The following is a 24,227-nucleotide window of genomic DNA, read 5'->3' on the forward strand; positions in this document are numbered from 1 at the left end:
TCCGGACGGTGTCCTCACTGTCCCTTGACGAACTCGCCACCCGGTTGGATGGCGCAGGCGTTTGCGTGAGCGTGCCGCCTTTCGTCATGCGCATCCGAAGCCCGATCCCGGTGGTGGCGCAGGGCTTGCGTTCCATGTATGCGAGCCACGCGTTGCTCGAAGACGACGACCAGTTCGTTGATTTTCACGTGGCGGTGAAGCCCCGCAGGCGCCTGTTCAAAAGCGTCTGTGTGTTCGAGATGGACGGTTTCGAGCCCTTTACTCCCCTGGCCTATGGCGAGGCCTACGCGTTTCTTGAGTGGGGCATGAACTGGTGTGTGACGAGCTATTGCCACACTTGGATCACAGTCCACTCGGCGGTGTTGGAGCGCAACGGCCATGTGGTGCTGTTGCCGGCGCCTCCGGGGTCGGGCAAGAGCACCCTGTGTGCGGCATTGATGCTCAGCGGCTGGCGTCTCTTGTCCGACGAGATGGCGCTGCTCGACCCGGTCACGGGGTTGGTGACGCCATCGCCTCGGCCGGTCAGTTTGAAGAACCATTCGATTGAAGTGATCCGGCGCAGGGCGCCCGATGTGGGATTCGGCCCGGTGGCGCACGACACCATGAAGGGTACCGTGGCGCACATGAGGATTTCCGCGGACAGCTTGTCCAGGGCCCACGAGCCGGCCAGGCCTGCGTGGGTGGTGTTCCCAAAATTCGAGCAAGGCGCGCCCTTGACGGTGGCCGCACGGGGCAAAGCCAGTGCGCTGGTGGAACTGGCCTCCAACAGCTTCAATCACCATGTGCATGGCCGTGCCGGCTTCGATGCGTTGGTGGCGCTGGTCGATCGGTGCGATTGCCATGACCTGTCCTATGGGCAACTGGATGAGGCGATTGCCTGGTTTTCACAACTGGCGGTGCCAGCATGAGCCTGCCTCGCATCGACAGCCTGGTGACCGCACTCAAGCAGCCGGAGGCATTGAGAGCCTATGGGCCGTTGGAGTGGGACTTGGTCATCCGTCAGGGGCGCCAGTCCGATCTTCTGGCGCGCATCGGCGCTCACGCCCAAGCCCTTGGCCATTGGGACGACTGGCCCATTGCGCCTAGACGCCACCTGGCCTCGGCGATGCTGCTGGCCGCGCGGCAGCATCGGGAACTGCGCCACGAGGTGGTGGAGATCGCCCGGGCGCTGGAGCCGGCAGGGGTGCCGCTGGTGTTGCTCAAGGGCGCTGCTTACACGATGGCGGGCCTGAAGGCTTCGTTGGGGAGGATGGTTTCCGATGTCGATGTGCTGGTGCCGCGCTCGCGCCTGGCCGACGTCGAGTCGGCGCTGATGATGGCGGGCTGGGTTTCGACGAACCGGGATGCCTACGACCAGCGCTACTACCGCACCTGGATGCACGAGCTGCCGCCGCTCAAGCACATGCGGCGAGGTACCGTACTGGATGTGCATCACGCGATCATGCCCCTGAGCGCGCGCCTCAAGCCCGATTCGCGGCTTCTGCTGGAGAGCGCCCGCCCACTGGACGCGGATGGCCGGATCCATGTGCTGTGCCCCGCGGACATGGTGCTGCACAGTGCGGCCCACTTGTTTCACGAAGGCGAGCTGGAGTTGGGACTCCGCGGGCTGGTCGATCTGGACGCGCTGCTGTGTGAGTTCGCGCAGATCGAAGATTTCTGGCCATCTCTGCAGGCCAGAGCCGCGCAACTTCAACTGGAATGGCCGCTGCACCAAGCCTTGAGGTATTCGGGCATGCTGATGCACACACCCGTCCCGGCGTCTACGGTGCATGCGTTGCGCGCCAGTCCACAGGTGGTGCGGGTCGGTGCGCGGCGTCAGGCCTGGATGGATGCCTTGTTTCTTCGCGCACTTCGTCCTGCGCATCCTTCCGCCTCCGATGCGTGGACGCCCACTGCACGGTTTCTGCTGTACCTGCGAGGTCATTGGCTGCGCATGCCACCCGGTCAGTTGGCGTTGCACCTGTTGCGCAAGCTGACCCGGCCCAACCCGCCCGAACCGCAGACATGAAGCGACGCACGCTGTTGACCACGATGCTGTGGTGTCCTGCGCTGTTCCAGAGTGGGGCGGCTGGTGCGGGTTGGGCCGAAACCGTGTCGCAGGCGAAGAACTCGGTGGTTCTGGTGGGTAGCTTCCAGGCGACGCAGAGCCCGAAGTTCGTGCACCTGGGTGCCGGATTTCTGGTGGGCCGTGGGGATATGGTGGTGACTGCTGCTCACGCTCTACCCGCTGGCAACGGAGCCCCTGAGGCTGCGCTCCCGGTGATTCAGGTGCGGCAACCCGGCGGCAACTGGCAGGTGCGCATGGTCACGGTGCTGGAGGTTGATGCGGTCCGCGACCTGGCCTTGCTCAAGCTGAATGCAGTGGCCGGACCTGCGCTGCGCCTGGGTGATTCGTCGCGCGTGCGTGAGGGCGACGACCTGGTGTTCACCGGTTTCCCTGTGGGGGGATCGCTGGGCTTCTCTCCCGTGACACACCGTGCCATGGTGTCTTCCATCACATCGGCCGCGTTGCCCAGCCCGTCGGCCGATCGCCTTCAGGCGCAAGCCATACGCAGCCTGCGTGACGGTACTTTCGATCTCTTTCAACTGGACGCCACCGCCTACCCCGGCAACAGCGGTGGCCCGCTGTTCAACCCCGAGACTGGCGAGGTGGTGGGAGTGATGAACCTGGCGTTCATCAAGAACACCCGAGAAGCGGTGCTGAGCCAGCCATCGGGCATTTCGTACGCCATCCCCAGCCAGTACGCGAACGAGCTGCTGCGGCGGCACGACTGAAACGGAGACACGCCTTTATGCAAGACGTCGAGCGGGTGGACGCCGTGGTCATCGGCGCCGGTGTGGTGGGCCTGGCCGTGGCCCGTGCGCTGGGTCTGGGTGGACGGGATGTGATGGTGCTCGAGCGTGAGGCCGCCATCGGCACGGGGACCAGTTCGCGCAACAGCGAAGTGATCCACGCCGGCATCTACTACCCGGCTGGTTCCCTCAAGGCGGCCCTGTGTGTGCAGGGGCGAGATGCCTTGTACGCGTATTGCGCCGAGCGCGGCGTGGCTCACCGCCGCTGCGGCAAGCTGATCGTGGCCACAACGCCTTCGCAACAGGCGGCACTGCCGGCCATTCTGGAGAAGGCCAGGCGCAACGGGGTGACCGATCTCCAGCTGCTCAGCGCACAGCAGGCCAAGCGCATGGAGCCTGCGCTTGAATGTCTGGGTGCGGTGCATTCGCCTTCGACCGGCATCGTGGACAGCCACGGCCTCATGCTGGCTTACCAGGGTGATCTGGAGCACGCCGGCGGGCTGGTGGCCTGCCACAGCGGTGTGGAGCGCATGATGGTCACCTCGCAGGGCATCGAGGTTCACTGCGCCGATGGCACCCGGTTGCTGGCGCAGACGGTGGTCAATTCCGCCGGGCTCTCGGCTTGTGACCTGGCCCGGCGCGTGCAAGGCCTGGACCCTTGCCACGTGCCGCGAGCCTGGTACGCCAAGGGAAACTACTTCACACTGGCAGGCCGCACGCCGTTCACGCGTTTGATCTATCCAGCGCCTGAACCCGACCGGCACCTGGCCGGCCTCGGCGTGCATCTCACCATTGACCTGGGTGGGCAGGCGAAGTTTGGTCCCGATGTGCAATGGACCGATTCACCCGACGACCTGGTGGTGGATTCCTCGCGCGCCGAAGGCTTCTATGCCGAGGTCCGGCGCTACTGGCCAGACCTGCCGGCCGGCGCCTTGCAACCGGGCTATGCCGGCATGCGGCCCAAGATCAACGGGCCCGACGAACCTGCCGCGGATTTCGTGATCCAGGGCCCAGCGGTTCACGGTGTACCTGGTCTGGTGAATCTGTTTGGCATCGAGTCCCCTGGCCTCACCAGCAGTCTGGCCATCGCCGATCGGGTGGTCTCCCTGGTCAGGCCTTAGCTCGCGTCTGGATCGCTCGAGCTGCTTCCCAGACCAACGAAGGGCCCTTGTAGATGAGGCCGGTGTAGATCTGGACCAGTTGCGCCCCCGCCTCGATTTTGCTGACGGCATCGTCCGCGCTGAGCACCCCCCCCACGCCAATGATGGGGAAGCTCTTTCCCAGGCAGGCGCGCAACTGGCGGATGACCCGGTTGCTCGCTTGCAGCACCGGCGAACCCGAGAGCCCACCGGCTTGTTCGGCGTGTGGCAAGCCTGCCACCGCTTCACGGCTGAGGGTGGTGTTGGTGGCAATCACACCCAGTGCGTTGGTGGCTTGGCCTGCGCTGTCCATGCCGTAGCGCATGAGCGTGGTGGCAATGACTTCGATCTGCGTATCGTCCAGATCAGGGGCAATTTTCAGAAACACGGGAATGTGGCGGCCATGGCGTTGCGCCAGCAACTCGCGCCGCTCGGACACTGCGTTCAGCAAGGCGTCGAGCGCGGCGTCGCTTTGCAGGCTTCGCAGGTTTTGCGTGTTGGGGCTGGAGATGTTGACGGTGACGTAGTCCGCATGGGGGTAGACACCATCGAGGCAGGCGAGGTAGTCGTCCGTGGCGCGTTCGATTGGCGTGCTCGCGTTTTTGCCGATGTTCAGACCCAGCCGCATCGGGCTTGCGTCGCCCTGCTGCCGAAAGCGCGCCTTCTGCACATTGGTCAGGAAGGCGTCCAATCCATCGTTGTTGAAACCCAGGCGATTGATCAGGGCGTTCGCCTTGGGCAGGCGGAACATGCGAGGCTTCGGATTGCCGCTCTGAGCCTTCGGAGTGACCGTACCCACTTCCACGAACCCGAAACCCATGGCGGCCAGTCCGTCGATGCAGCGGGCGTTTTTGTCCAGGCCGGCGGCGAGCCCCACGCGATTGGGAAACTGCAGGCCGGCCACGGTGCAAGGGTCGTGTACCCGTGGTTCACCATACAGGCAGGTCAGCGGCGAATGCTGGAGCCGTGCGATGGAATGCAGGGTGAGTTCGTGGGCGGCTTCGGGGTCCAGGCTGAAGAGGAACGGGCGTGCGACAGCGTACGGCAGGAGCGACATTGGATAATCCGGCGTGTTGTTTTACCAATTGTCTCAAATGACCCAAGATGAACTCAAAGCCCTGGTGGGCCAGGCGGCCCTTCAATACGTGACACCGGGCGACATCGTCGGCGTGGGCACCGGCTCCACGGTCAACAAATTCATCGAGGCGCTGGCCGCTATCAAAGAGCAGATTCCCGGCGCCGTGTCCAGTTCCGAGGCGTCCACAGCGCGCCTGAAGGCGCTGGGCATTCCAGTGTTCGAGGCGAATGCGGTGGGCGAGCTCTCGGTGTACATCGACGGCGCCGACGAGATCGACGCGCGCGGGCACATGGTCAAGGGCGGTGGGGCAGCGCTCACACGCGAAAAGATCGTGGCGGCCCAATCGCGCCGATTTGTCTGCATCGCCGACGAATCCAAGCTGGTCAGGGTGCTGGGCGCTTTCCCCCTGCCCGTAGAAGTGATTCCCATGGCCACAGCGCGGCTGGTGCGCCAATTCGCCGGCCTCGGCGGCCTGGCCCAGGTGCGGATGAAAGATGGCTCACCGCTGGTGACGGACAACGGACAGCACATCCTGGACGTCACTGGTCTGCAGATCGCTGACCCGCTGACTTTCGAGAGCGAGGTGAATCAGTGGCCAGGGGTGGTGACGGTGGGCGTGTTCGCTCACCAGAAAGCCAGCGTGTGCCTGCTCGGCACCCCCGATGGGGTCAAGACGCTGACGTTCTGATCAGGGCACGGGACTGCCTGATCTCAGAAGCGGATGCCGGCGGGATTCTGCGCCGGCGGCGCCACAGGGGCTTCGGTGGGTGCTGGGGCCGGGCGTCCCTGTGCTGTGGAGGGCGAGGGGGCAGCCGACGGCGTGACGGTTTCTTCGGCGCGCACCTCCACCAACGGGCTGGGCGTCGGGCGCCGATAGTTCGAGGGCAGTGCGGACTGCCTGGGGTAGCCGGCGGCGTCCAGGAATTTGGTCCATTCGGTATCCGAATAGCCCTTGATCTGCTGACCGCCGATGGTCAGGAAGGGCAGTGACAGTTCGCCGCTCAAGCGTCTGAGGGCATCGCTGTCTTGCGCCGTGTCGATGGTTCTTTCGGTGTACGGGATGCCACGCGCGTTGAGCAGGTTGCGCCCGCTGTTGCAGGGCGCACAGTCGCGACTCGAATACAGGGTGACCGGAAAGCGGTTGGCGACCTGTCGAAGTTCGAAAGGCAGAGGGGAGGCCGCACCGGCCCCCACCGGGGTGTTCACGCCGCCAGAACGGCTGCCCGCATTGGCCGCAGGCGGGGGCTGATCGGAAAAGGACACCTTGCCGTCGGGGCCGACAATGCGGTAGACGCCCTGCGCCAAGGCCGGGGCAACGACCAGTCCAGTCAGCAGACAGGCACCCAGGAGCCGAAACAGTGACCTCTGCGGGTTGGATTCAGCGCGGATCGCATTCATGACGGCTCCTATCGACAGACTGCGTGAAAAATCAAGCCATGCCCTGGTGACGCAAGAGCGCTTCGATGTTCGGCTCGCGACCACGGAAGGCCTTGAAAGACTCCATGGCGGGCCGGCTGCCGCCGGCTTCCAGGATGGCCTGACGGTAGCGGCGGCCGGTGCTCACGTCCAGAGTGCTGTTGCCATTCTGCTGCGCGGCTTCCTCAAATGCCGCATATGCGTCGGCCGAAAGCACCTCCGCCCACTTGTAGCTGTAGTAACCAGCCGAGTAACCACCCGCAAAGATATGGCTGAACGTGTGTGGGGTGCGGCTGTAGGCCGGCGGCTGGAGTACCGCCACCTCGTCGCGAACCTGCTGTTGCAACGCCAGAATGGCATCACCGCTGCTGAGCGGCTCGGTCTGGCTGTGCAGCAACATGTCGAACAGCGAGAACTCCACCTGACGCAGCGTCTGCAGACCACTCTGGTAATTCTTGGCTGCCAGCATCTTGTCAAACAGGGCACGCGGCAGAGGTTCTCCGGTGTCCACGTGGGCGGTCATGTGCTTGAGCACATCCCACTCCCAGCAGAAGTTTTCCATGAACTGGCTGGGCAGCTCCACGGCGTCCCACTCCACGCCACTGATGCCGGAGACGTCGCGCTCGTTCACTTGCGTGAGCATGTGGTGCAGGCCGTGGCCGAACTCGTGGAAGAGAGTGATGACGTCGTCGTGCGTGAGCAGCGCGGGCTTGCCATTGACACCCTCGGCGAAATTGCACACCAGGTGTGCCACCGGGGTCTGTAGCGATGCGGTGTCCGGCCGCAGCCAGCGGGCGCGCACGTCGTCCATCCAGGCACCGCCACGTTTCCCGGTGCGTGCGGCAGGGTCCAGGTAGAACTGGCCCACCAGTTCCGTGCCCCGCGGGCCGGGCCGTTCGATGCGGTAGAACGCCACGCCCGGGTTCCAGACAGGGGCCTGGTCGCGGCGAATCGCCACTTCGAACAGCGTCTCGACGATCTGGAACAGTCCAGCCAGCACCTTGGGCGCGGTGAAGTAAGGTTTGACCTCCTGTTCACTGAAGGCGTAGCGCGCTTCCTTGAGCTTCTCGCCGACGTACGGCCAGTCCCAGGCCTGGGGGTCGCGCAGGTTCAGTTCGCTGGCGGCGAATGCGCGCAGATCGGCCACGTCTTTTTCGGCGTGCGGCCGGGCCTTTTGACCCAGGTCCCGCAGAAAGGCAATCACCTGTTCGGGCGACTCGGCCATCTTCGGCACGAGCGACACATCGGCGTAGTGGCGGTATCCCAGCAGCCGAGCTTCTTCGTGGCGCAAGGCCAGCAGTTCAGCCATGATGCCGGCGTTGTCGAACTTCACGGCTTCACCCTCAGCCTGGTCGCTGGCGCGGGTGGCATAGGCCCGATAAAGCTTCTCACGCAGCGGGCTGCTGCGGGCGAACTGCATCACCGGGAGGTAGCACGGCATCTTCAAGGTCAGCTTGTGCCCGTCCTTGCCATCGGCGCGGGCTGCTGCCTCCGTGGCGTTCAGCACGTCTTCCGGTACGCCAGCGAGTTCTTCGGCGGTGGCATAGAGCGCAAAGGCATCGGTGGCATCGAGTGCGTTTTCGCTGAATTTCTGGGCCAGTTCGGCCTGCCGTTCCTGCAGCCACGCAAACCGGGCCCGGGCTTCGCCTTGCAACTCGGCACCGCCTAGCACGAAGCCCAGCATGGCGTTGTGATGTGCCCGCGCCTGCTCGGAGCTGAGCTGGGCGGGGTTCATGGCCTTGTACTTTGCGTAGAGCCGCTCGTCGGCACCCAGCCGGGTCCAGAACTCCGTGACGCGGGGCAGGGCCTCGTTGTAGGCGGCGCGCAATTCGGGCGTGTCGGCCACGCTGTTGAGGTGACTGACCGCACCCCAGGCCCGCGAGAGGCGCTCGGTGGGCACGTCCAGCGCGAGGGAAATGCGGCGCCAGTCGGCAGGGAAGTCCTGTGCGGTCACCGTCTCCAGCGCGGCGTTGGCTTGCCGCAGCAACTCGTCGATGGCCGGCGCCACCCCGGCAGGCGTGATCGCGTCAAACAGAGGTAGATCCGAGAAATCCAGCAGGGGGTTCTGCGCGAAAGGAGCGGTGCGGTCGTTCATGCGTTCTCAGATGTGGCGCTGCGGATGGAATTCAAGCGAGGAACAGCGAGTGACGTGGGCGCGCCTGCACGGCGGTGAGCGCTCCTACTGCGCGCTTTTTTTGAGGCTTTTCTTCATGACCTTGGCCCGCTTGACCTGCCCCCCGGGCGTGAGCCGCTGGTTGCCCAGCACCCGAACCACCTTGACCTCGGGGCGCTGGCCGCCGCGCTTGCTGAACTTGAGCACCTTGACGTCGCGTGGACCGGGCATGCGCTCTTCGTCCACCGGCTTTTCCTTCGCAGGCATGGGCCGCCAAAGCACGATGAGCTTGCCGATGTGCTGGATAGGCGCGGCGCCCAGTTCATCGGCCAGCGTCTGCATCATGGCCTCGCGTGCGGCTCGGTCATCGCTGAAAACGCGGATCTTGATCAATCCGTGCGCCTTGAGAGCCAGGTCGGCTTCCTTCTTGACGGCGGCGCTGAGTCCATCGCCCCCGATGTGCACGACGGGATCGAGGTGGTGCGCCTCGGCGCGGTGAACTTTGCGCTGGGCGGGAGTGAGTGTGATCTGGGGCATGGGACAATTATCGTTTACAAGCACCGCAGGCGACCCCCATGGGCATGAAAGTCAAGACCCAGAGCAAAAAGGTCAACAAGGCCTGGCTCAACCAGCACGTCAACGACCCCTACGTGCGCCTGGCGCAGAAGGACGGCTTCCGTGCCCGCGCTGCCTACAAGCTCAAGGAACTCGATGAAGCACTGGGCCTGATCCAGCCCGGGCAGTGTGTGGTGGATCTGGGTTCCACCCCGGGCGCCTGGAGTCAGTACCTGAGGCGGCGTCTCAGTCCCCAGGGTGCGGCCGTGGGCGAGCTGCATGGAACCATCGTCGCGCTGGACATGTTGCCCATGGACGCCGTGGAAGGCGTGCACTTCATCCAGGGCGATTTCCGCGAGCCGGAGGTGCTCGCGGAACTGGAAAAGGCCCTGGTGGAGCGCAGTGTGCAGCAGGTTGATGTGGTGGTATCGGACATGGCCCCCAACCTGTCGGGCATCGGCATGACCGACGCTGCCCGGATTTCGGATCTGGTAGAGCTGGCCGTGGACTTTGCCGTTCGTCACCTCAAGCCTGATGGTGCGCTGGTGGTCAAACTGTTCCACGGCGGTGCCTACGATCCCATGGTGGCGCTGTTCCGGAAAACCTTTCGCACGGTCAAGGCCATCAAGCCGAAAGCATCACGTGACAAATCGTCGGAAACCTTCCTGGTGGGGCTGGGTCTGAAAAAAATCGCCTGAGGTCGCCGTTCGTCGCCAGGCAGGCCCGATCGTGAACCAGCGGGCTTGTGGCAGGGCCCTCTCTGACACAGCCTCGTCACCATCCGGCGGCAGGGGTACTTGAAAGTCCTAGAATCAGGGGTATATGGTTATGTCTGACATTTTTGTCTCCAGGAGCTGCACTTGAACAACCAGTGGTTCTCGAAAATCGCCGTGTGGATGGTCATCGCCATGGTGCTTTTCACCGTTTTCAAGCAGTTCGACAGCCGTTCCGCCGCAGGCTCGGGCTACATGGGCTATTCGGAGTTTCTGGATGAGGTGAAGGCTCAGCGGATCAAGAGCGCCACCATCCAGGAGGGCCAGGGCGGTACCGAGATCGTGGCCATCACGCAGGACGACCGTCGCGTGCGCACCACGGCCACCTACCTCGATCGCGGTCTGGTGGGTGACCTGATCAACAACAACGTGAAATTCGACGTGCGTCCTCGCGAAGAGGGCTCGCTGCTCATGACCTTGCTGGTGAGCTGGGGACCGATGCTGCTGCTCATCGGCGTGTGGATCTACTTCATGCGACAGATGCAGGGTGGCGGCAAGGGCGGGGCGTTCAGCTTTGGCAAGAGCAAGGCCCGCATGCTGGATGAAAACAACAACACCGTCACATTCGCCGACGTGGCAGGCTGCGACGAGGCCAAGGAAGAAGTGAAGGAGGTGGTGGACTTCCTGAAAGACCCTGCCAAGTTCCAGAAACTGGGCGGACGCATTCCGCGCGGCCTGTTGCTGGTCGGGCCTCCTGGCACCGGCAAGACCTTGTTGGCCAAGGGCATCGCTGGCGAGGCCAAAGTGCCTTTCTTCAGCATCTCGGGTTCCGATTTCGTGGAAATGTTTGTCGGTGTGGGTGCGGCCCGCGTGCGCGACATGTTCGAAAACGCCAAGAAGAATGCGCCTTGCATCATCTTCATTGATGAAATCGACGCGGTTGGTCGCCAGCGGGGCGCTGGACTGGGTGGCGGCAACGACGAGCGTGAGCAGACCCTGAACCAGATGCTGGTGGAGATGGACGGCTTCGAGACCAACCTGGGTGTGATCGTGGTGGCGGCCACCAACCGCCCCGACATTCTGGATGCCGCCTTGCTGCGCCCGGGTCGCTTCGACCGACAGGTCTACGTGACGCTGCCCGATATCCGGGGCCGCGAACAGATTCTCAATGTTCACATGCGCAAGGTGCCACTGGGCACCGACGTGAACCCGAGCGTGATTGCCCGTGGCACACCCGGCATGAGTGGCGCCGACCTGGCCAACCTGTGCAACGAAGCTGCCCTGATGGCCGCACGCCGCAACGCCCGCGTGGTCGAGATGCAGGACTTCGAGAAGGCCAAGGACAAAATCTTCATGGGCCCTGAGCGCAAGAGCATGGTGATGCCCGAGGAAGAGCGCCGCAACACGGCCTACCACGAGTCGGGCCACGCGCTCATCGGCAAGCTGCTGCCCAAGTGCGATCCTGTGCACAAGGTCACCATCATCCCGCGCGGCCGCGCGCTGGGTGTCACCATGAGCCTGCCCGCACAGGATCGTTACAGCTACGACAAGGATTACATGCTGAACCAGATCAGCATGCTGTTTGGCGGCCGTATCGCGGAAGAGGTGTTCATGAACCAGATGACCACCGGTGCTTCCAACGACTTCGAGCGCGCTACCACCATTGCCCGCGACATGGTGATGCGCTACGGCATGACCGATGCGCTCGGCCCCATGGTGTATGCCGAGAACGAAGGCGAGGTGTTCCTGGGCCGATCGGTGACCAAGACCACCAACATGAGCGAGCAGACCATGCAGAAGGTTGATGCCGAGGTTCGCCGCATCATCGACCAGCAGTACAAGCTGGCGCGCGAGTTGATCGAGCAGAACAGCGACAAGATGCACGCCATGGCCAAGGCACTGCTCGAATGGGAAACCATCGACGCCGATCAGATCGACGACATCATGGGGGGCAAGCCGCCCCGTCCACCGAAAGACTGGACCCCGCGCAACCCGTCGGTGGGCGGTGGTGGCAGTGGAGGAACACCTGCTGTGACCACCGATCCGACGCCTTCGGCCGCCTGAGCAGGTCCGAGCAGATCGCACACACGGGGCCATGGGCCCCGTTCCTGTTTCTTGAGTTCCCCTTTTCACGTCCATGCACTGGCAAACCTCCCGCTTCGACATCGACCTTTCCCTCCCCAAGGTCATGGGGATCGTCAACGTCACGCCCGATTCGTTTTCGGACGGTGGCCAACATGCCAGCACCGCCGCAGCGTTGCGCCATGGCGAACAGTTGCTGGCCGACGGCGCTCACATACTGGACATCGGCGGCGAATCCACGCGCCCGGGCAGTCCGGCCGTTCCGCTGGAAGAGGAACTGGCTCGCGTTCTGCCCGTGGTCCGTGAGGCGGTTCGATTGGGGGTGCCAGTGTCCGTGGACACCTACAAGCCGCAAGTGATGCGCGCGGTGCTTGATGTTGGCGCGGACATCGTCAACGACATCTGGGCGCTTCGTCGCGAAGGATCGCAATCGGTGGTGGCCGCACATCCGCGATGCGGCGTCTGCCTGATGCACATGCACCGTGATCCGCAGACCATGCAGGTGGCTCCCATGGAAGGCGACGTTCTGCCGCAGGTCCTGGAATTTCTTCGGGTGCAAGCCGGATCGCTGATGGCGCTCGGTGTGGCCCGAGAGCGCATCGTGCTCGATCCCGGTATCGGATTCGGCAAGACGGTGGCGCAGAACTTCAGTCTGCTGGCTCGGCAAGGTGAATTGCTGGCGGATGGATTTTCGTGGCTGGCAGGTTGGTCGCGCAAGTCGTCGCTAGGGCACGCCACGGGTCGGGAGATACCTGCAGAGCGAATGGCGGCCAGCGTGGCCGCTGCTGTGCTGGCGGTGGATCGTGGTGCGCGCGTGGTGAGGGTGCACGACGTGCGTGAAACAGTCGACGCTCTTCGCGTCTGGCAAGCCATGCAGGCAGCCTGAGTCTCCACCTCCCCCGCGATAATGCGCGAGCGGCCAACCCACAACAAGCGAGAGAGGACTCCATGCCCCGCAAATACTTTGGCACCGATGGCATCCGAGGCACCGTCGGCCAACCCCCCATCACGCCTGATTTCGTGCTGCGCCTGGCGCATGCAGTGGGTCGTGTGCTGCGCCGCACCGAAGCGCACCCCAAGGTGCTGATCGGGAAGGACACCCGCATCTCCGGCTACATGCTCGAATCCGCGCTCGAATCCGGCTTCAACTCGGCGGGCGTGGATGTGGTTCTGCTGGGACCGGTTCCCACGCCGGCTGTGGCCTACCTCACCCGGGCTCAGCGGGCCAGCCTCGGGGTGGTGATCTCCGCCAGCCATAACCCGTTTGCCGACAACGGCATCAAGTTCTTCAGCGCCCAGGGGGCCAAGCTGCCCGATGACTGGGAGCTTGCCGTGGAAGCCGCGCTGGACGAGGCGCCGGTTTGGGTGGAGTCGGCCCAACTGGGCAAGTCGCGCCGGCTCGACGACGCTGCCGGCCGCTACATCGAGTTCTGCAAGAGTACGTGCGCCCACAACTTCACCCTCAAGGGCCTGAAGATCGTGGTGGACGGCGCGCACGGTGCTGCGTACCAGATCGCGCCAGCGGTCTTCCATGAAATGGGTGCCGAGGTGGTGCGTATCGGATGCTCGCCCGACGGCTTGAACATCAACCAGGACGTAGGAGCCACCCATCCGCAGGCTTTGCTGGATGCCGTGAAGGCGCATGGCGCCGACTACGGCGTGGCGCTCGACGGAGACGCCGATCGGCTCCAGATGGTGGATTCCCACGGACGTCTCTTCAACGGTGACGAGTTGCTGTACCTGATCGCTGCCGATCGCATGGCGCGGGACGAGGACGTGCCCGGCGTGGTGGGCACGCTCATGACCAACATGGCGGTCGAGGTGGCGTTCAAGGCTCGGGGCGTGCGGTTTGTGCGCGCCAAGGTGGGCGACCGCTACGTACTCGAAGAACTGGAAAAGCACGGCTGGCTACTGGGCGGCGAGGGCTCGGGCCATCTGCTGGTGCTTGATCGCCACACCACAGGCGACGGCCTCGTTTCCGCGCTCCAGGTGCTGCATGCGTGCGTCGACAGCGGCAAAACCATGGCGCAGTTGCTGGCCGACGTCACGCTGTTCCCACAGACCTTGGTCAACGTGCGTCTGCAGGCGGGACAGGACTGGAAAACCAACACCTTCCTGGTGGAGGAGACGCGCGCGGTGGAAGCCGAACTGGGCGAAGCGGGCCGGGTTCTGATTCGGCCCAGCGGCACCGAGCCGCTTCTGCGTGTGATGGTGGAGGCGCGAGATGCCAGACAGGCACAGGCTTGTGCCGATCGGCTGGCCGCTGCGGTGCGCTCGCAAGTTCCGGCATGAGGGCAAGCACCATCGCCACGGTGCGCGCTGAATACGCGAACCCGCTGCACGCCGCCGCGCTGGTGTTGCTGCTCGACGCATACGCCCGCGACCCTGCCGGTGGTGGCCAGGGTCTGTCAGATTTCGCCAAGGCCCAGCTCGTCGCCTCGCTGGCCGCCAGGCCGCAGGCCTACAGCGTGCTGGCTTTTGATGGCGACCAGCCGGTGGGTCTGGTCAACTGCATCGAAGGCTTCTCCACCTTTGCCTGCAAGCCCTTGGTGAACGTACACGATGTGGCTGTGCTGGCCAGCCACCGAGGGCGAGGCATTGCCGAACGCATGTTGTCTGAAGCCGAGGTGATTGCCCGCGAACGCGGTGCGGTGAAACTGACGCTGGAAGTGCTCTCGGGCAACCAGGGTGCGATGCGTTTGTACGAACGCATCGGGTTCGCGGGCTATCAACTGGATCCAGCCATGGGGACGGCGGTGTTTCTTCAGAAATGGCTATGACCCATCAGTACAGCAGATAGGGCAGCCGCTCCCGGGCCCAGGTGTCTTCGTCGGCCAGCGCTGCCGCGTCCAGTTCTTCGGGCGCCGCCTTCATGTCGTCCACCCATTCGCGCAGCAGCGGACCGCCGTTGATGAGGTCGATGGCCAGGCGGTCGTGTTCGTACTCGTAGGGAAAATCGCGCCAGAGTGGGTAGTCGGGTGATTGCAGCCGCATGGCGCGAAACGCCAGCGCCTGAAGCCGCCAGGGCCGAAAAGCGGCGTGGTCGTAGTGCGTGAGGTCTTCCACATGGATCTGAACCCCGTGGCACAGCTTGCCTGCGTGCTTGTGGAAGGTGGGTTCAAAGAAGCACTCGCGCAGCACGCAGCCTTGCAGCCACTGCGGTGCCAGCTGGCGCATGTCGGCCACCAGGCGACGCGCATCCATGTCTGGTGCGCCGAACAGCTCCAGTGGACGTGTGGTGCCGCGTCCTTCGCTGAGGGTTGTGCCTTCGAGCATCACGGTACCGGCGTAAGCGCGCGCCATGCTCAGGTTGGCCGCGTTGGGGCTGGGGTTGACCCAGGTGCGCTCGGTTGGCCAGCCAAATCCGGGCGCTGATTCAGGTTGCCACCCGTCCATTGAAATGACGCGGTACTCCAGTTGCAGGCGCAAGCTGGCCATGAACCAGTGACCCAGTTCACCTATGGTCATGCCATGGCGCATGGGCATGGGGCCTGCACCCACAAAGCTCTCCCACCCCTCTCGCAGCGTCAGACCCTCGACCGGGCGCCCCGCGGGATTGGGACGGTCCAGCACCCAGACAGCCTTGCCATGTTTCGCCGCAGCCTCCAGCACGTAGCGCAGCGTGGTGATGAAGGTGTAGATGCGGCAACCGAGGTCCTGCAGATCGACGAGCAACACATCAAAGCTGTCCATCATGGCGTCGGTCGGGCGTCGCACCTGACCGTACAGGCTGAACACCGGAATGCCCAGGCGAGGGTCGTTGAAGTCGGGCGATTCGACCATGTTGTCCTGCTTGTCGCCGCGCAGACCGTGTTGCGGGCCGAATGCCGCACTCAGCTTGATGTCGGGGAGGGCAGCCAGCGCATCGAGCGCGTGGGTGAGGTCCCGGGTGACCGAGGCTGGATGGGCGAGCAGCGCCACGCGTCGACCCGCCAGCGGGGCGCGAAGGGTCGTGTCTTTCAGGAAGCGTTCGATGCCGAGTTGCATGAGGGTCCGTTCAGGGTGGCGCCAGGCGCAAGGCCTGGCTGTCTCGGTGGTGGAAATCGGGGCGTTCTTTCGGATGTTCCAGGGCCCAGTAGCTCAGGCGGCCATCGGCTTCTTCGATCACCGCGCAAAGACCCAGCGTCCACGCGTGGCCGAGGGGCAGGCTGGTCAAGGGCAAACGTGCCGTGAGTTGAAGGTGGTCTGCGGTCGTCGAGACCTGCAGGATGGGTTGAGTGGTGTCCGTCACGGGGTCGCGCACGCGCTCCGCCAGGAACCGGTACGCCGCCCACGACCCACCCGGCGAAAAATTGAACTCGCGGTAGCCGGGTGCGCCCTCAGCGGCCACGAAGGCTTCGAAACAGGTGTGTTGCCAGAGGCCATCGGCCGGGCCGCTGGGCCCGGCAGGTGGGATGCGCAGTGAAGCGGTGGCGCCGCGCAGGCGGTAGCGCAGGGTCCACTCCTGGTCGCTGAGATGCACCTGTGCCGTCAGCGATAGCGCCACGCCCGCCGGGGTCGCGGGGTGGCAGGTCAGTTCGTGGATGTGGTCAGGGGCTTGGGTCACAAGGCCCTATTTTGGCAGCAGCTCCGCCTTGCGCTGAGGGCTGTCATGAAAGCTTCATGCCACTGCCACGGGAAGGACACGCGACCAACCAAGAATGCGGGTTCATGACGACAACGCACCACATCAATACAGCGCCCACCGTGGGCGTATCAACGGAGTCCGCCATGAAAGAACTGCCCACCCCCACGCTGAGCCTTTCGCCGCTCGCCTTGCCACGGGGGTCGCTTCATCGCCCGGCGCCCGCGCCAGCCGCCGCCAGGATTGCCGGTGGCATCGAGGTTTCCTGGGCACGCCATCTGGACGAAGTTCGTGAGGCGCAACGCCTGAGGCATGCCGTGTTCGCGGGCGAGATGGGCGCCATTCTGTCTGAAGCCGTGCCGGGCCACGACGTCGACCTGTTCGACGATTTCTGCGAACACCTGCTGGTGCGGGAGTCTGGCAGCCGCGAAGTGATCGGCACCTACCGTGTGCTCACGCCGGCGCAGGCCCGGCGCGTGGGCAGCACCTACAGCGACACCGAATTCGATCTCACCCGCCTGCGGACCGTGCGCGAGCGCATGGTGGAGCTGGGCCGCAGCTGCGTGCACCAGGACCACCGCCACGGCGGCGTCATCATGGCCTTGTGGGGGGCGCTGGCCGAATTCATGGTGCGCAACCAGCTCGACACGATGATTGGCTGCGCAAGCATTCCCATGCAACACCAAGGCCCGCATGGCGTCGTGGGTGGAGGGCACGCTGCCGCCAGCATCTGGCGCCAGGTCAGGCAGACCCACCTGGCACCGATTGACTATCACGTGCGTCCTCGCCTGCCGCTGCCGATCGAACAGCTCGACGACACGCTCGACGTGGAACCGCCCGCGCTGATCAAGGGTTACCTGCGACTGGGCGCCAAGGTGCTGGGCCCACCAGCCTGGGATCCTGACTTCAATGCGGCGGATCTGCCCATGCTCATGCGCATTTCCGATCTGCCGGCCCGCTACCGCAAGCACTTCCTGGGGGCTTGACATGGCACCCCCCGCCGCGCTTCGCACGACCCCCCAGGGGACGGCACTGGCGGCCTGGCAAAGCCAGTTTCGCGGTGCCCTGGCCGATGTGGGCGCCGCGCCGCTGCGCGATGACGAGCCCCACGGCGATGGCGGCGAACGAGCCCGCTACCGTGCGGTCTTCATCTCCGACCTGCATCTGGGCACTGCCGGCTGTCAGGCCAGGGCGCTGCTGGAGTTCCTGAAGCACCATCCGAGCCAGACGCTGTATCTGGTGGGGGACATCATCGACGGCTGGCAGCTGCGCCGGCGCTGGTTCTGGCCGCAGGCGCACAACGACGTGGTGCAGAAGCTGTTGCGCCGTTCACGCAAAGGCTGCCGGGTGGTGTTTGTGCCCGGCAACCACGACGAATTTGCGCGCCAGTTCAGTGGCCACCAGTTCGGCGGCATCGAGGTGGCTGACGAGGCGGTGCACACCACGGCAGACGGTCGCCGACTCTGGGTCGTTCACGGCGATCATTTCGATGGCGTGATCCAGTGCGCCAAGTGGCTGGCCTACCTGGGCGACAACGCCTACGAGTTCACCCTGCGGCTCAACCGCCACCTCAATTCCCTGCGCGCGCGCATGGGCCTGCCGTATTGGTCCCTGTCGCAGTACCTCAAGCACAAGGTCAAGAGCGCGTTGAACTACGTCACTGATTTCGAGCGCGCCGTGGCGGCCGAGGCGCGCCAACGCGGTTACCACGGCGTGGTCTGCGGCCATATTCACCGACCCGAGATGCGCGTCATCGACGGCACGCTCTATTGCAACGACGGCGACTGGGTGGAGAGTCTCTCCGCTCTGGTGGAGCATTTTGACGGCCGGCTTGAACTGGTGCATTGGCGCCCCGCGACCGCGCCTGAGTCGCAGGAGCCAGAATCAGAAACAGAAACAGAAACAGAAAGCCGGTCGACCTGAACCGGCGAAAAAGGGGAGACGCACATGAAGATCCTGATCGTGACCGATGCCTGGCAACCCCAGGTCAATGGCGTGGTGACCACGCTGGTGGAATTGGTGCGCCAGCTGCAGGCGATCGGCCATGAGGTGGTGGTCGTTCAGCCAGGACAATTTCGCACCAGGCCCTGTCCAGGCTATGCAGGCATTGACATCGCCCTGTTTCCAGGCCGGCGCCTGGGCGCGCTCATGGACGCTGCCGCGCCGGACGCCATCCACATCGCCACCGAAGGCCCCCTGGGCTGGGCGGCGCGGCGGCATTGCTTGCGGCGCAAGCTGGCCTTCACCACCGCCTTTCATACCAAGTTCCCGGAAATCCTGCATGCCGCGCTTGGCATCCCGCTGTCCTGGGGCTACGCGCTGTTCCGCCGTTTCCACCGACCGAGCCGTGGGGTGATGGTGCCTACGCAGGGCGTGCTGGAGATGCTGCAAACCCGAGGATTCCAGCGGCTGAAAGCGTGGACCCACGGCGTGGATACGCGCCTGTTTGCCCTGGCGGACCCTCCAGTGCCCTACGCGCCGCTGGGCCCGCTGGCCCGTCCTGTCAGTCTTTACGTGGGGCGCATCTCCTACGAAAAGAACATGGATGCATTCTTGCGGCTCGATGTACCCGGCAGCAAGGTGGTCTGCGGCGTGGGGCCGCTGGATGCGGGCCTGCGCCAGCGTTACCCGAACGTGCATTGGCTCGGTGTTCTGCCCCGCCACGAACTGGCACAGGTGTACGCCACTGCGGACGTGTTTGTGTTTCCCAGCCGCAGCGAAACCTTCGGGCTGGTCATGCTGGAAGCCATGGCCTGCGGCGTGCCAGTCGCCGCCTACCCGGTGGACGGACCATTGCAGGTGCTCGGCGACGGCAGCGCCGGGGCCATGCGCGATGATCTGCGTGAAGCCTGGCGCGAGGCGCTCAAGGTCAAACGCATCGACGCCCGGCAACGCGCGCTCCAGTTCGGCTGGGGCAAGGCGGCGGAGTTGTTCGTGTCCCATCTCAGCATGCTGCCCAGGCCCAGTGGCTCACGGCCTGTCTGTCATGCAAACGTCATGGGATCGTTCAATAATCGTCACATATGAGCGGCACCACCCCCCACCAGAAGCTACCTCTTCTCGACCGCGACCACAGCATCCTGGCTTTCAACGAGCGCGTCATGGACTGGGCGCGCCGCCCCGACGTGCCTTTGCTCGAAAGGTTGCGCTACCTGAGCATCGTGTCGAGCAACCTCGACGAGTTTTTCGAGGTGCGCGTGGCGCCTCACCTGACCGCAGCCAAAGCCAACGAGCAACGCGGCCTCTACACCGCCCAGACCTTCGAGCAACTTTCCACCAAGGTGCATGCGCTGGTGGCGCAGCAGTACGCCATCTACAACGATGAGCTCCTGCCACTTCTTGAGAAAAAGGGCATCAAGCTGATCTCGCATGGCGAGCGCAATGCGCGCCAGCGTCGCTGGGTGAAGGAGTTCTTCATCAAGGAAGTGCAGCCCCTGCTGATGCCCGTGGGCCTGGACCCGGCGCACCCATTCCCGCAGGTGGCCAACAAGTCGCTCAATTTCATCGTGCGCCTCACGGGCAAGGATGCCTTTGGCCGCGAAAACGAGATCGCCATCGTCAAGGTGCCTCGCATCCTGCCGCGATTCTTCCGCATGCCGCCGGTCAAGGGTTCCAGGCAGACCCACTTTGTTTCCATCTCCAGTCTCATTCGCTCCCATCTGGGAGACCTGTTTCCCGGACGCCAGGTCACCGAGTTCTCGCAGTTCCGCGTCACTCGGCATTCCGACCTCGCCGTGGACGAGGAAGAGGTGAAGAACCTGCGCACCGCGTTGCGCAAGGGTCTGCAGCAGAGACACTACGGCCAGGCGCTGCGCCTGGAGGTCTCCGCCGGTTGCTCACCCTACCTCTCCAGTTTCCTGCTGGAGCAGTTCGGGTTGCCCGAACTGGCGCTCTACCGGGTGCCCGGCCCGGTGAACCTGGTGCGCTTGAACCAGCTCATCGACAAGGTGGAAGCGCCAGCCTTGCGGTTTGACACCTACAACGCGGGCTGGCCGCTGCAACTCACGCCGGGGCAGTCGTATTTTGAGCGGCTGCGCCAGGGCGATGTGTTGATCCACCAGCCGTACGAAAGCTTCGACGCGGTGCTGGGCTTCCTGCGCGAAGCAGTGGAAGACCCGGACGTGCTGGCCATCAAGCAGACCATCTACCGCACCGGAGCCAAGTCCGAACTCATGAACCTGCTGCGCGAGGCGGTTCGCCGTGGCAAGGAAGTGACGGCGGTGGTGGAACTCAAGGCGCGCTTCGACGAAGAGGCCAACATCAACTACGCCGAGCGCCTTGAATCGGTGGGCGCGCAGGTGGTTTACGGCGTGGTGGGTCTCAAGACCCATGCCAAGATGCTGCTCATCACACGGCGCGAGGCGGGCGGCCTGCGCCGCTATGCGCACCTCTCCACGGGCAACTACAACCCGGGCACCGCGCGCCTCTACACCGATCTGAGCTACCTGACGGCCGACGATGCGCTCACCGCTGACCTCGAGCAGATCTTCTTGCACCTGGCTAGCCAGAACCGCCTGCCCAGACTCAACAAAGCCCTCATCGCGCCGTTCCACCTGCACAAGGCCATGCTTGACAAGGTGGAGGCCGCCGCTGCGGCCGCCAGGGCAGGCAAGGACGCCCGCATCATCCTGAAGATGAATGCGCTCACCGACGAGCCCATGGCGCGCGTGCTCGCGCTCGCTTCGCAGCAGGGCGTGAAGATCGACCTGATCGTGCGCGGTGCCTGCATCCTTCCCGCGCAATTGCCTGGCGTCACCGACAACGTGCGCATACGTTCGGTGATCGGACGCTTGCTCGAACATTCGCGTGTGTTCTATTTCCGCACCGGCGAGGACGAAGAGCTCTGGTTGTCCAGCGCCGACTGGATGAACCGCAACATGCTGCGGCGCATCGAACTGGCCTGGCCAGTGACCGATGTGATTCTGCGTCACCGGATCATGGACGAATGCCTGTCGGCGTACCTGCACGACACCAAGGATGCCTGGCTGTTGCAGCCCGACGGGCGATATGTGCCAGCGGGTCAGCAGGGCGCCGGCCGGCAGCGAGTGCCGCAGCTGCATTCGGCACAGGCCAGCCTGATGGCGCGCTACGGCAGCAAGGGCTGAACGTGGATCTGATTCTGTGGCGGCACGCCGAGGCCCAGGATCATCCCGATCTGATCCGGGGGCGGCCTGGCGATGCAGATGACCTCGCGCGTCGTCTGACCTCGCGGGGCGAGAAGCAGGCCGCGCGCATGGCCACCTGGCTCGACCGGCAGCTGCCAGACGGCGCGCGCATATGGTGCAGCCCAGCGCAGCGTTGCGAACAGACTGCGCTGGCGCTCGGTCGCAAGTTCAAACTGAGCGAAGCCATTGCTCCACAGGGTGACCCCCAGGCGCTGCTGGACCTGGTGCAATGGCCCAGCGGCAAATCACCCGTGGTGGTGGTCGGTCACCAGCCGACGCTGGGCCGCGTGGTGGCCCGGTTGCTGAACCTGCGGGAGGACGACTGCTCGGTGAAAAAGGGCGCCGTTTGGTGGCTGCGCCACCGCGAGCGGGGAACGGTGGGCCAGACGATCGTGGTCACCGTGCAGACCCCCGAACTGATCTGATCGGTATCAGACTGCCTTGCGGGCGGGCGCGCTCTTGCGAGGTGCTGCCGCTTTCTTCGCCGCCACCTTCCTGGCGGGCGCCTTGGCCGCAGTCTTGCGCGCGGTGGTCCTGGCAGGCGCCTTGCTCGGGGTAGAGGTCGCCACCGGCTTGGCGGCGGCTTTGGCTGGTGCCGCGGCAGGCTTCTTTTCGACAAGGCCCGTGGGGCGTCCGGTCTTGAGCGTGGGAACTGCCGTCAGAGCGGCCTTGTAAGCGACATCGCCGAGACCTTGCAACACCATGAGGCCGGCACGCAGCAATTCGCTTTTCTTGACGCTGGTGCCCAGCGCGATGGCACGGGTCTTGAGCGCGTCGATGGCGAGGAACTCGGTCTTCGGGATGGTGAAACTGTCGCGCACAAGCTTGGGCTTCCTGGGGCTGCTTTTGCTGCTTTGACTGGCCATGAACGGACTCCGACGGTGGTTGTGAAGTCCGCAATTATAAACCGTATATACGGTTTATACGAATATGACAATGGCGTGTCAGTGTGGTGACGGAGCGGCCTTAGCGAATGTCGGCCGTGAATTTCCATGCCGTCTTCTGCCATGCCAGCACTTCTTCACCCAGAAGCCATGCCGACTGCGGATAGCGCCGTGCCCAACCGGGATTGGTGGCGAGCTTGAAGGCTCGGGACTTGTAGCTCAGCTTGACCGATTCGTACTCAGGTTTCTGGCGCGCATGGCACAACAGCACCGCCAGCCGCAAGGCCATGAGCTGCTTGGCGAACAGCTCATCCTGCAAAGAGTCTTCCAGCTTGCGCAGCTTGCCGCGCTGCCCCAGCACGAGCTGGCTCATGCGGTGCAGCTCCGGCAGTGAAAATCCCCGAGCGTCCACGTTGTCGAGGATGTAGGCGCCATGGTGGTGCGAGCGTTCGTGCGAGATGTGCGTGCCGATCTCATGCAGACGCGCAGCCCACGCCAGCTTCTGTGAGTAGCGTTCGTTCTGGGCATCCAGCGCGGCGATCTGGGAGAAGAGGGCGGTGCTCACGTCGCTCACGCGCCTGCCTTGCGCTTCGTCGGCGGAGAAGCGGTTGGCCAGCCAGAGCACGGTGCGCTCGCGCACGTCGCCGCCATCGGTGTCGCGGTCGATCAGGTCGTACAGGGCGCCGTGGCGCAGTGCGCCCTGGGCTGGCACCATCTGCTGGATATCGAACAGGTCGAAGATGGCACGCAACACGCTCACGCCGCCGCCAATGACGGGGCGGCGATCGTCCTTGAGGCCCTCCAGGCGCATCTGATCCGAGCTGCCGGACTTGATCATGCGGTCCACCAGCCAGTCCAGCCCCGAGCGGGTGATCAGGCCCGTGGCCCAGCCGTTGGCGCCCAACATGTCCGCCACGGCGCCCACCGTGCCCGATGACCCGTAGGCCACGCTCCACTCCGAGGGCGGAAACTTGTCCAGGGCGTCATCAATCACGGCCTTGGCGGCCACTTCGGCGGTTTTGAAGGCGGCGGCGCTGAATTGACCACGCGGGAAATATCGGTTTGACCAGGCTACGCTGCCAAGGCGGTACGACTCCATGGTGCGCGCACGATAGCCCTCGCCCAGGATCATTTCGGTGGATCGCCCGCCGATGTCCACCACCAGGCGTTTTTCGTCCGAATGGGGCAACAGGCGGGACACGCCCTGGTAGATCAGCCGGGCTTCTTCGTAGCCGGAAACCACGTCAATGGAGAACCCGAGAATGGCCTGGGCGTTGCGCAGGAATTCATCTCGGTTCCTGGCTTCGCGCAGGGTCTGGGTGGCCACCGCCCGAACTTGCTGTTTCTTGAACCCGTGCAGCCGCTCGGCAAACCGCGCCAGGCATTCCCAGCCCCGCTCCATGGCCGCCTGACTCAGCACCTTGTCTTCGTCCAGTCCGTTGCCCTGGCGCACGGTTTCCTTGAGGTATTCGATGCGCTCGATGTGCCCCGAATGGTAGCGACCGATCTCCAGGCGGAAGCTGTTGGAGCCAAGGTCGATGGCGGCGAGAAGGGTTCCGTTTTGCATGCGAAGCGGGATGGTTGGGCCCGGACGGGCCCAGGGGAGGGCGGAGTGGGTCTGCGTGAGGCTCGAATTGTGACGCATGGCCGCCTTCGTTCCTGCGACGCCCTACAGCGATGTGGTTTCGTGACAGTGCGCGATTGTCATGGGCTTGTCACATTGCC

At 64.4% G+C, this 24,227-nt stretch carries 23 protein-coding genes; 15 read left to right on the plus strand and 8 right to left on the minus strand.

All coding sequences use genetic code 11. From position 1 onward, the window contains the following. Positions 1–8: 8 nt before the first annotated feature. Genes AB7F11_RS15200 through AB7F11_RS15215 form a run of 4 tightly spaced genes read left to right on the plus strand, consistent with a single transcriptional unit; the run spans position 9 to position 3,914 of the window. Positions 9–908 (plus strand): HprK-related kinase A, encoded by a 900-nt coding sequence (locus AB7F11_RS15200; protein ID WP_428289584.1) that lies wholly within the window; start codon positions 9–11, stop codon positions 906–908. After that, complete coding sequence (locus tag AB7F11_RS15205; protein WP_428289583.1) at positions 905–2,008, plus strand: nucleotidyltransferase domain-containing protein; 1,104 nt, start codon at positions 905–907, stop codon at positions 2,006–2,008. Before AB7F11_RS15200 ends, AB7F11_RS15205 begins: the two co-directional genes overlap by 4 nt. Further along, positions 2,005–2,775, plus strand: coding sequence for a S1C family serine protease (locus tag AB7F11_RS15210; protein ID WP_428289582.1), 771 nt, complete (start codon positions 2,005–2,007; stop codon positions 2,773–2,775). Before AB7F11_RS15205 ends, AB7F11_RS15210 begins: the two co-directional genes overlap by 4 nt. Positions 2,776–2,792: 17 nt before the next feature. Further along, entirely contained in the window at positions 2,793–3,914 is a 1,122-nt protein-coding gene (locus tag AB7F11_RS15215) for an NAD(P)/FAD-dependent oxidoreductase (RefSeq protein WP_428289581.1), read from the plus strand. Here the strand turns inward: AB7F11_RS15215 and AB7F11_RS15220 are convergent. Further along, positions 3,904–4,989: a quinone-dependent dihydroorotate dehydrogenase gene (locus AB7F11_RS15220; RefSeq protein WP_428289580.1), complete on the minus strand. Its 1,086-nt coding sequence runs from the start codon at positions 4,987–4,989 to the stop codon at positions 3,904–3,906. The two genes, AB7F11_RS15215 and AB7F11_RS15220, sit on opposite strands and share 11 nt — an antisense overlap. A 37-nt stretch (positions 4,990–5,026) precedes the next feature. Between AB7F11_RS15220 and rpiA the strand changes: the two genes are divergently transcribed. Next, on the plus strand, positions 5,027–5,698 hold the full coding sequence (gene rpiA / locus AB7F11_RS15225; protein ID WP_428289579.1) for a ribose-5-phosphate isomerase RpiA: 672 nt from the start codon (positions 5,027–5,029) through the stop codon (positions 5,696–5,698). Between the two features lie 23 nt (positions 5,699–5,721). Here rpiA and AB7F11_RS15230 read toward each other — a convergent pair whose 3' ends face one another. The 3 genes from AB7F11_RS15230 to AB7F11_RS15240 all read right to left on the minus strand — a co-directional run bounded on the left by AB7F11_RS15230 (position 5,722) and on the right by AB7F11_RS15240 (position 9,076). Then, the gene (locus tag AB7F11_RS15230; RefSeq protein ID WP_428289578.1) at positions 5,722–6,408 is read right to left on the minus strand and encodes a glutathione S-transferase N-terminal domain-containing protein; all 687 of its coding nucleotides are present in this window, start codon (positions 6,406–6,408) and stop codon (positions 5,722–5,724) included. 31 nt (positions 6,409–6,439) lie between these two features. Next, the gene (locus AB7F11_RS15235) at positions 6,440–8,521 is read right to left on the minus strand and encodes a M3 family metallopeptidase (protein ID WP_428289577.1); all 2,082 of its coding nucleotides are present in this window, start codon (positions 8,519–8,521) and stop codon (positions 6,440–6,442) included. Between the two features lie 84 nt (positions 8,522–8,605). Then, positions 8,606–9,076: a YhbY family RNA-binding protein gene (locus AB7F11_RS15240; protein WP_428289576.1), complete on the minus strand. Its 471-nt coding sequence runs from the start codon at positions 9,074–9,076 to the stop codon at positions 8,606–8,608. 44 nt (positions 9,077–9,120) lie between these two features. On the opposite strand from AB7F11_RS15240, the gene AB7F11_RS15245 reads away from it, so the two are divergent. From AB7F11_RS15245 to AB7F11_RS15265, 5 genes are all read left to right on the plus strand, one after another. Then, positions 9,121–9,792 carry an RlmE family RNA methyltransferase gene (locus tag AB7F11_RS15245; protein WP_428289575.1) on the plus strand — a complete coding sequence of 224 codons (672 nt, stop codon included), beginning with the start codon at positions 9,121–9,123 and terminating at the stop codon, positions 9,790–9,792. Positions 9,793–9,954: 162 nt separating this feature from the next. Then, positions 9,955–11,871, plus strand: coding sequence for an ATP-dependent zinc metalloprotease FtsH (ftsH, locus tag AB7F11_RS15250; protein ID WP_428289574.1), 1,917 nt, complete (start codon positions 9,955–9,957; stop codon positions 11,869–11,871). A gap of 73 nt (positions 11,872–11,944) precedes the next feature. Continuing rightward, positions 11,945–12,775, plus strand: coding sequence for a dihydropteroate synthase (gene folP / locus AB7F11_RS15255; RefSeq protein ID WP_428289573.1), 831 nt, complete (start codon positions 11,945–11,947; stop codon positions 12,773–12,775). Positions 12,776–12,837: 62 nt separating this feature from the next. Then, complete coding sequence (gene glmM / locus AB7F11_RS15260; protein ID WP_428289572.1) at positions 12,838–14,181, plus strand: phosphoglucosamine mutase; 1,344 nt, start codon at positions 12,838–12,840, stop codon at positions 14,179–14,181. Further along, entirely contained in the window at positions 14,178–14,669 is a 492-nt protein-coding gene (locus AB7F11_RS15265) for a GNAT family N-acetyltransferase (protein WP_428300097.1), read from the plus strand. The genes glmM and AB7F11_RS15265 overlap by 4 nt, the downstream gene beginning before the upstream one ends. 4 nt (positions 14,670–14,673) lie before the next feature. Here AB7F11_RS15265 and AB7F11_RS15270 read toward each other — a convergent pair whose 3' ends face one another. Both AB7F11_RS15270 and AB7F11_RS15275 read right to left on the minus strand, forming a co-directional pair. After that, complete coding sequence (locus tag AB7F11_RS15270; protein WP_428289570.1) at positions 14,674–15,876, minus strand: exo-beta-N-acetylmuramidase NamZ family protein; 1,203 nt, start codon at positions 15,874–15,876, stop codon at positions 14,674–14,676. A 10-nt stretch (positions 15,877–15,886) separates the two neighbouring features. After that, positions 15,887–16,435 carry a DOMON-like domain-containing protein gene (locus AB7F11_RS15275; protein ID WP_428289569.1) on the minus strand — a complete coding sequence of 183 codons (549 nt, stop codon included), beginning with the start codon at positions 16,433–16,435 and terminating at the stop codon, positions 15,887–15,889. 164 nt (positions 16,436–16,599) lie between these two features. Between AB7F11_RS15275 and AB7F11_RS15280 the strand changes: the two genes are divergently transcribed. Genes AB7F11_RS15280 through AB7F11_RS15300 form a run of 5 tightly spaced genes read left to right on the plus strand, consistent with a single transcriptional unit; the run spans position 16,600 to position 22,043 of the window. Continuing rightward, positions 16,600–17,439 carry a GNAT family N-acetyltransferase gene (locus AB7F11_RS15280; protein WP_428289568.1) on the plus strand — a complete coding sequence of 280 codons (840 nt, stop codon included), beginning with the start codon at positions 16,600–16,602 and terminating at the stop codon, positions 17,437–17,439. Position 17,440: 1 nt separating this feature from the next. After that, complete coding sequence (locus tag AB7F11_RS15285; RefSeq protein WP_428289567.1) at positions 17,441–18,376, plus strand: UDP-2,3-diacylglucosamine diphosphatase; 936 nt, start codon at positions 17,441–17,443, stop codon at positions 18,374–18,376. 24 nt (positions 18,377–18,400) lie between these two features. Further along, positions 18,401–19,480, plus strand: coding sequence for a glycosyltransferase family 4 protein (locus AB7F11_RS15290; protein ID WP_428289566.1), 1,080 nt, complete (start codon positions 18,401–18,403; stop codon positions 19,478–19,480). After that, a complete protein-coding gene (ppk1, locus tag AB7F11_RS15295; protein WP_428289565.1) occupies positions 19,477–21,558 on the plus strand; it encodes a polyphosphate kinase 1 in 2,082 nt (693 codons plus the stop codon). The genes AB7F11_RS15290 and ppk1 overlap by 4 nt, the downstream gene beginning before the upstream one ends. Before the next feature lie 2 nt (positions 21,559–21,560). Next, positions 21,561–22,043 carry a SixA phosphatase family protein gene (locus AB7F11_RS15300; protein ID WP_428289564.1) on the plus strand — a complete coding sequence of 161 codons (483 nt, stop codon included), beginning with the start codon at positions 21,561–21,563 and terminating at the stop codon, positions 22,041–22,043. A gap of 6 nt (positions 22,044–22,049) precedes the next feature. Here AB7F11_RS15300 and AB7F11_RS15305 read toward each other — a convergent pair whose 3' ends face one another. Together AB7F11_RS15305 and ppx are read right to left on the minus strand one after the other, a co-directional pair. Beyond that, entirely contained in the window at positions 22,050–22,484 is a 435-nt protein-coding gene (locus AB7F11_RS15305; protein WP_428289563.1) for a hypothetical protein, read from the minus strand. Positions 22,485–22,584: 100 nt separating this feature from the next. Next, positions 22,585–24,069, minus strand: a complete 1,485-nt coding sequence (gene ppx / locus AB7F11_RS15310) for an exopolyphosphatase (protein WP_428289562.1) — start codon at positions 24,067–24,069, stop codon at positions 22,585–22,587. Between the last annotated feature and the right edge of the window lie 158 nt (positions 24,070–24,227).

Source organism: Hydrogenophaga sp., from assembly GCF_050250835.1.
In the GTDB taxonomy this organism is placed as follows: Bacteria; Pseudomonadota; Gammaproteobacteria; order Burkholderiales; family Burkholderiaceae_C; genus Hydrogenophaga.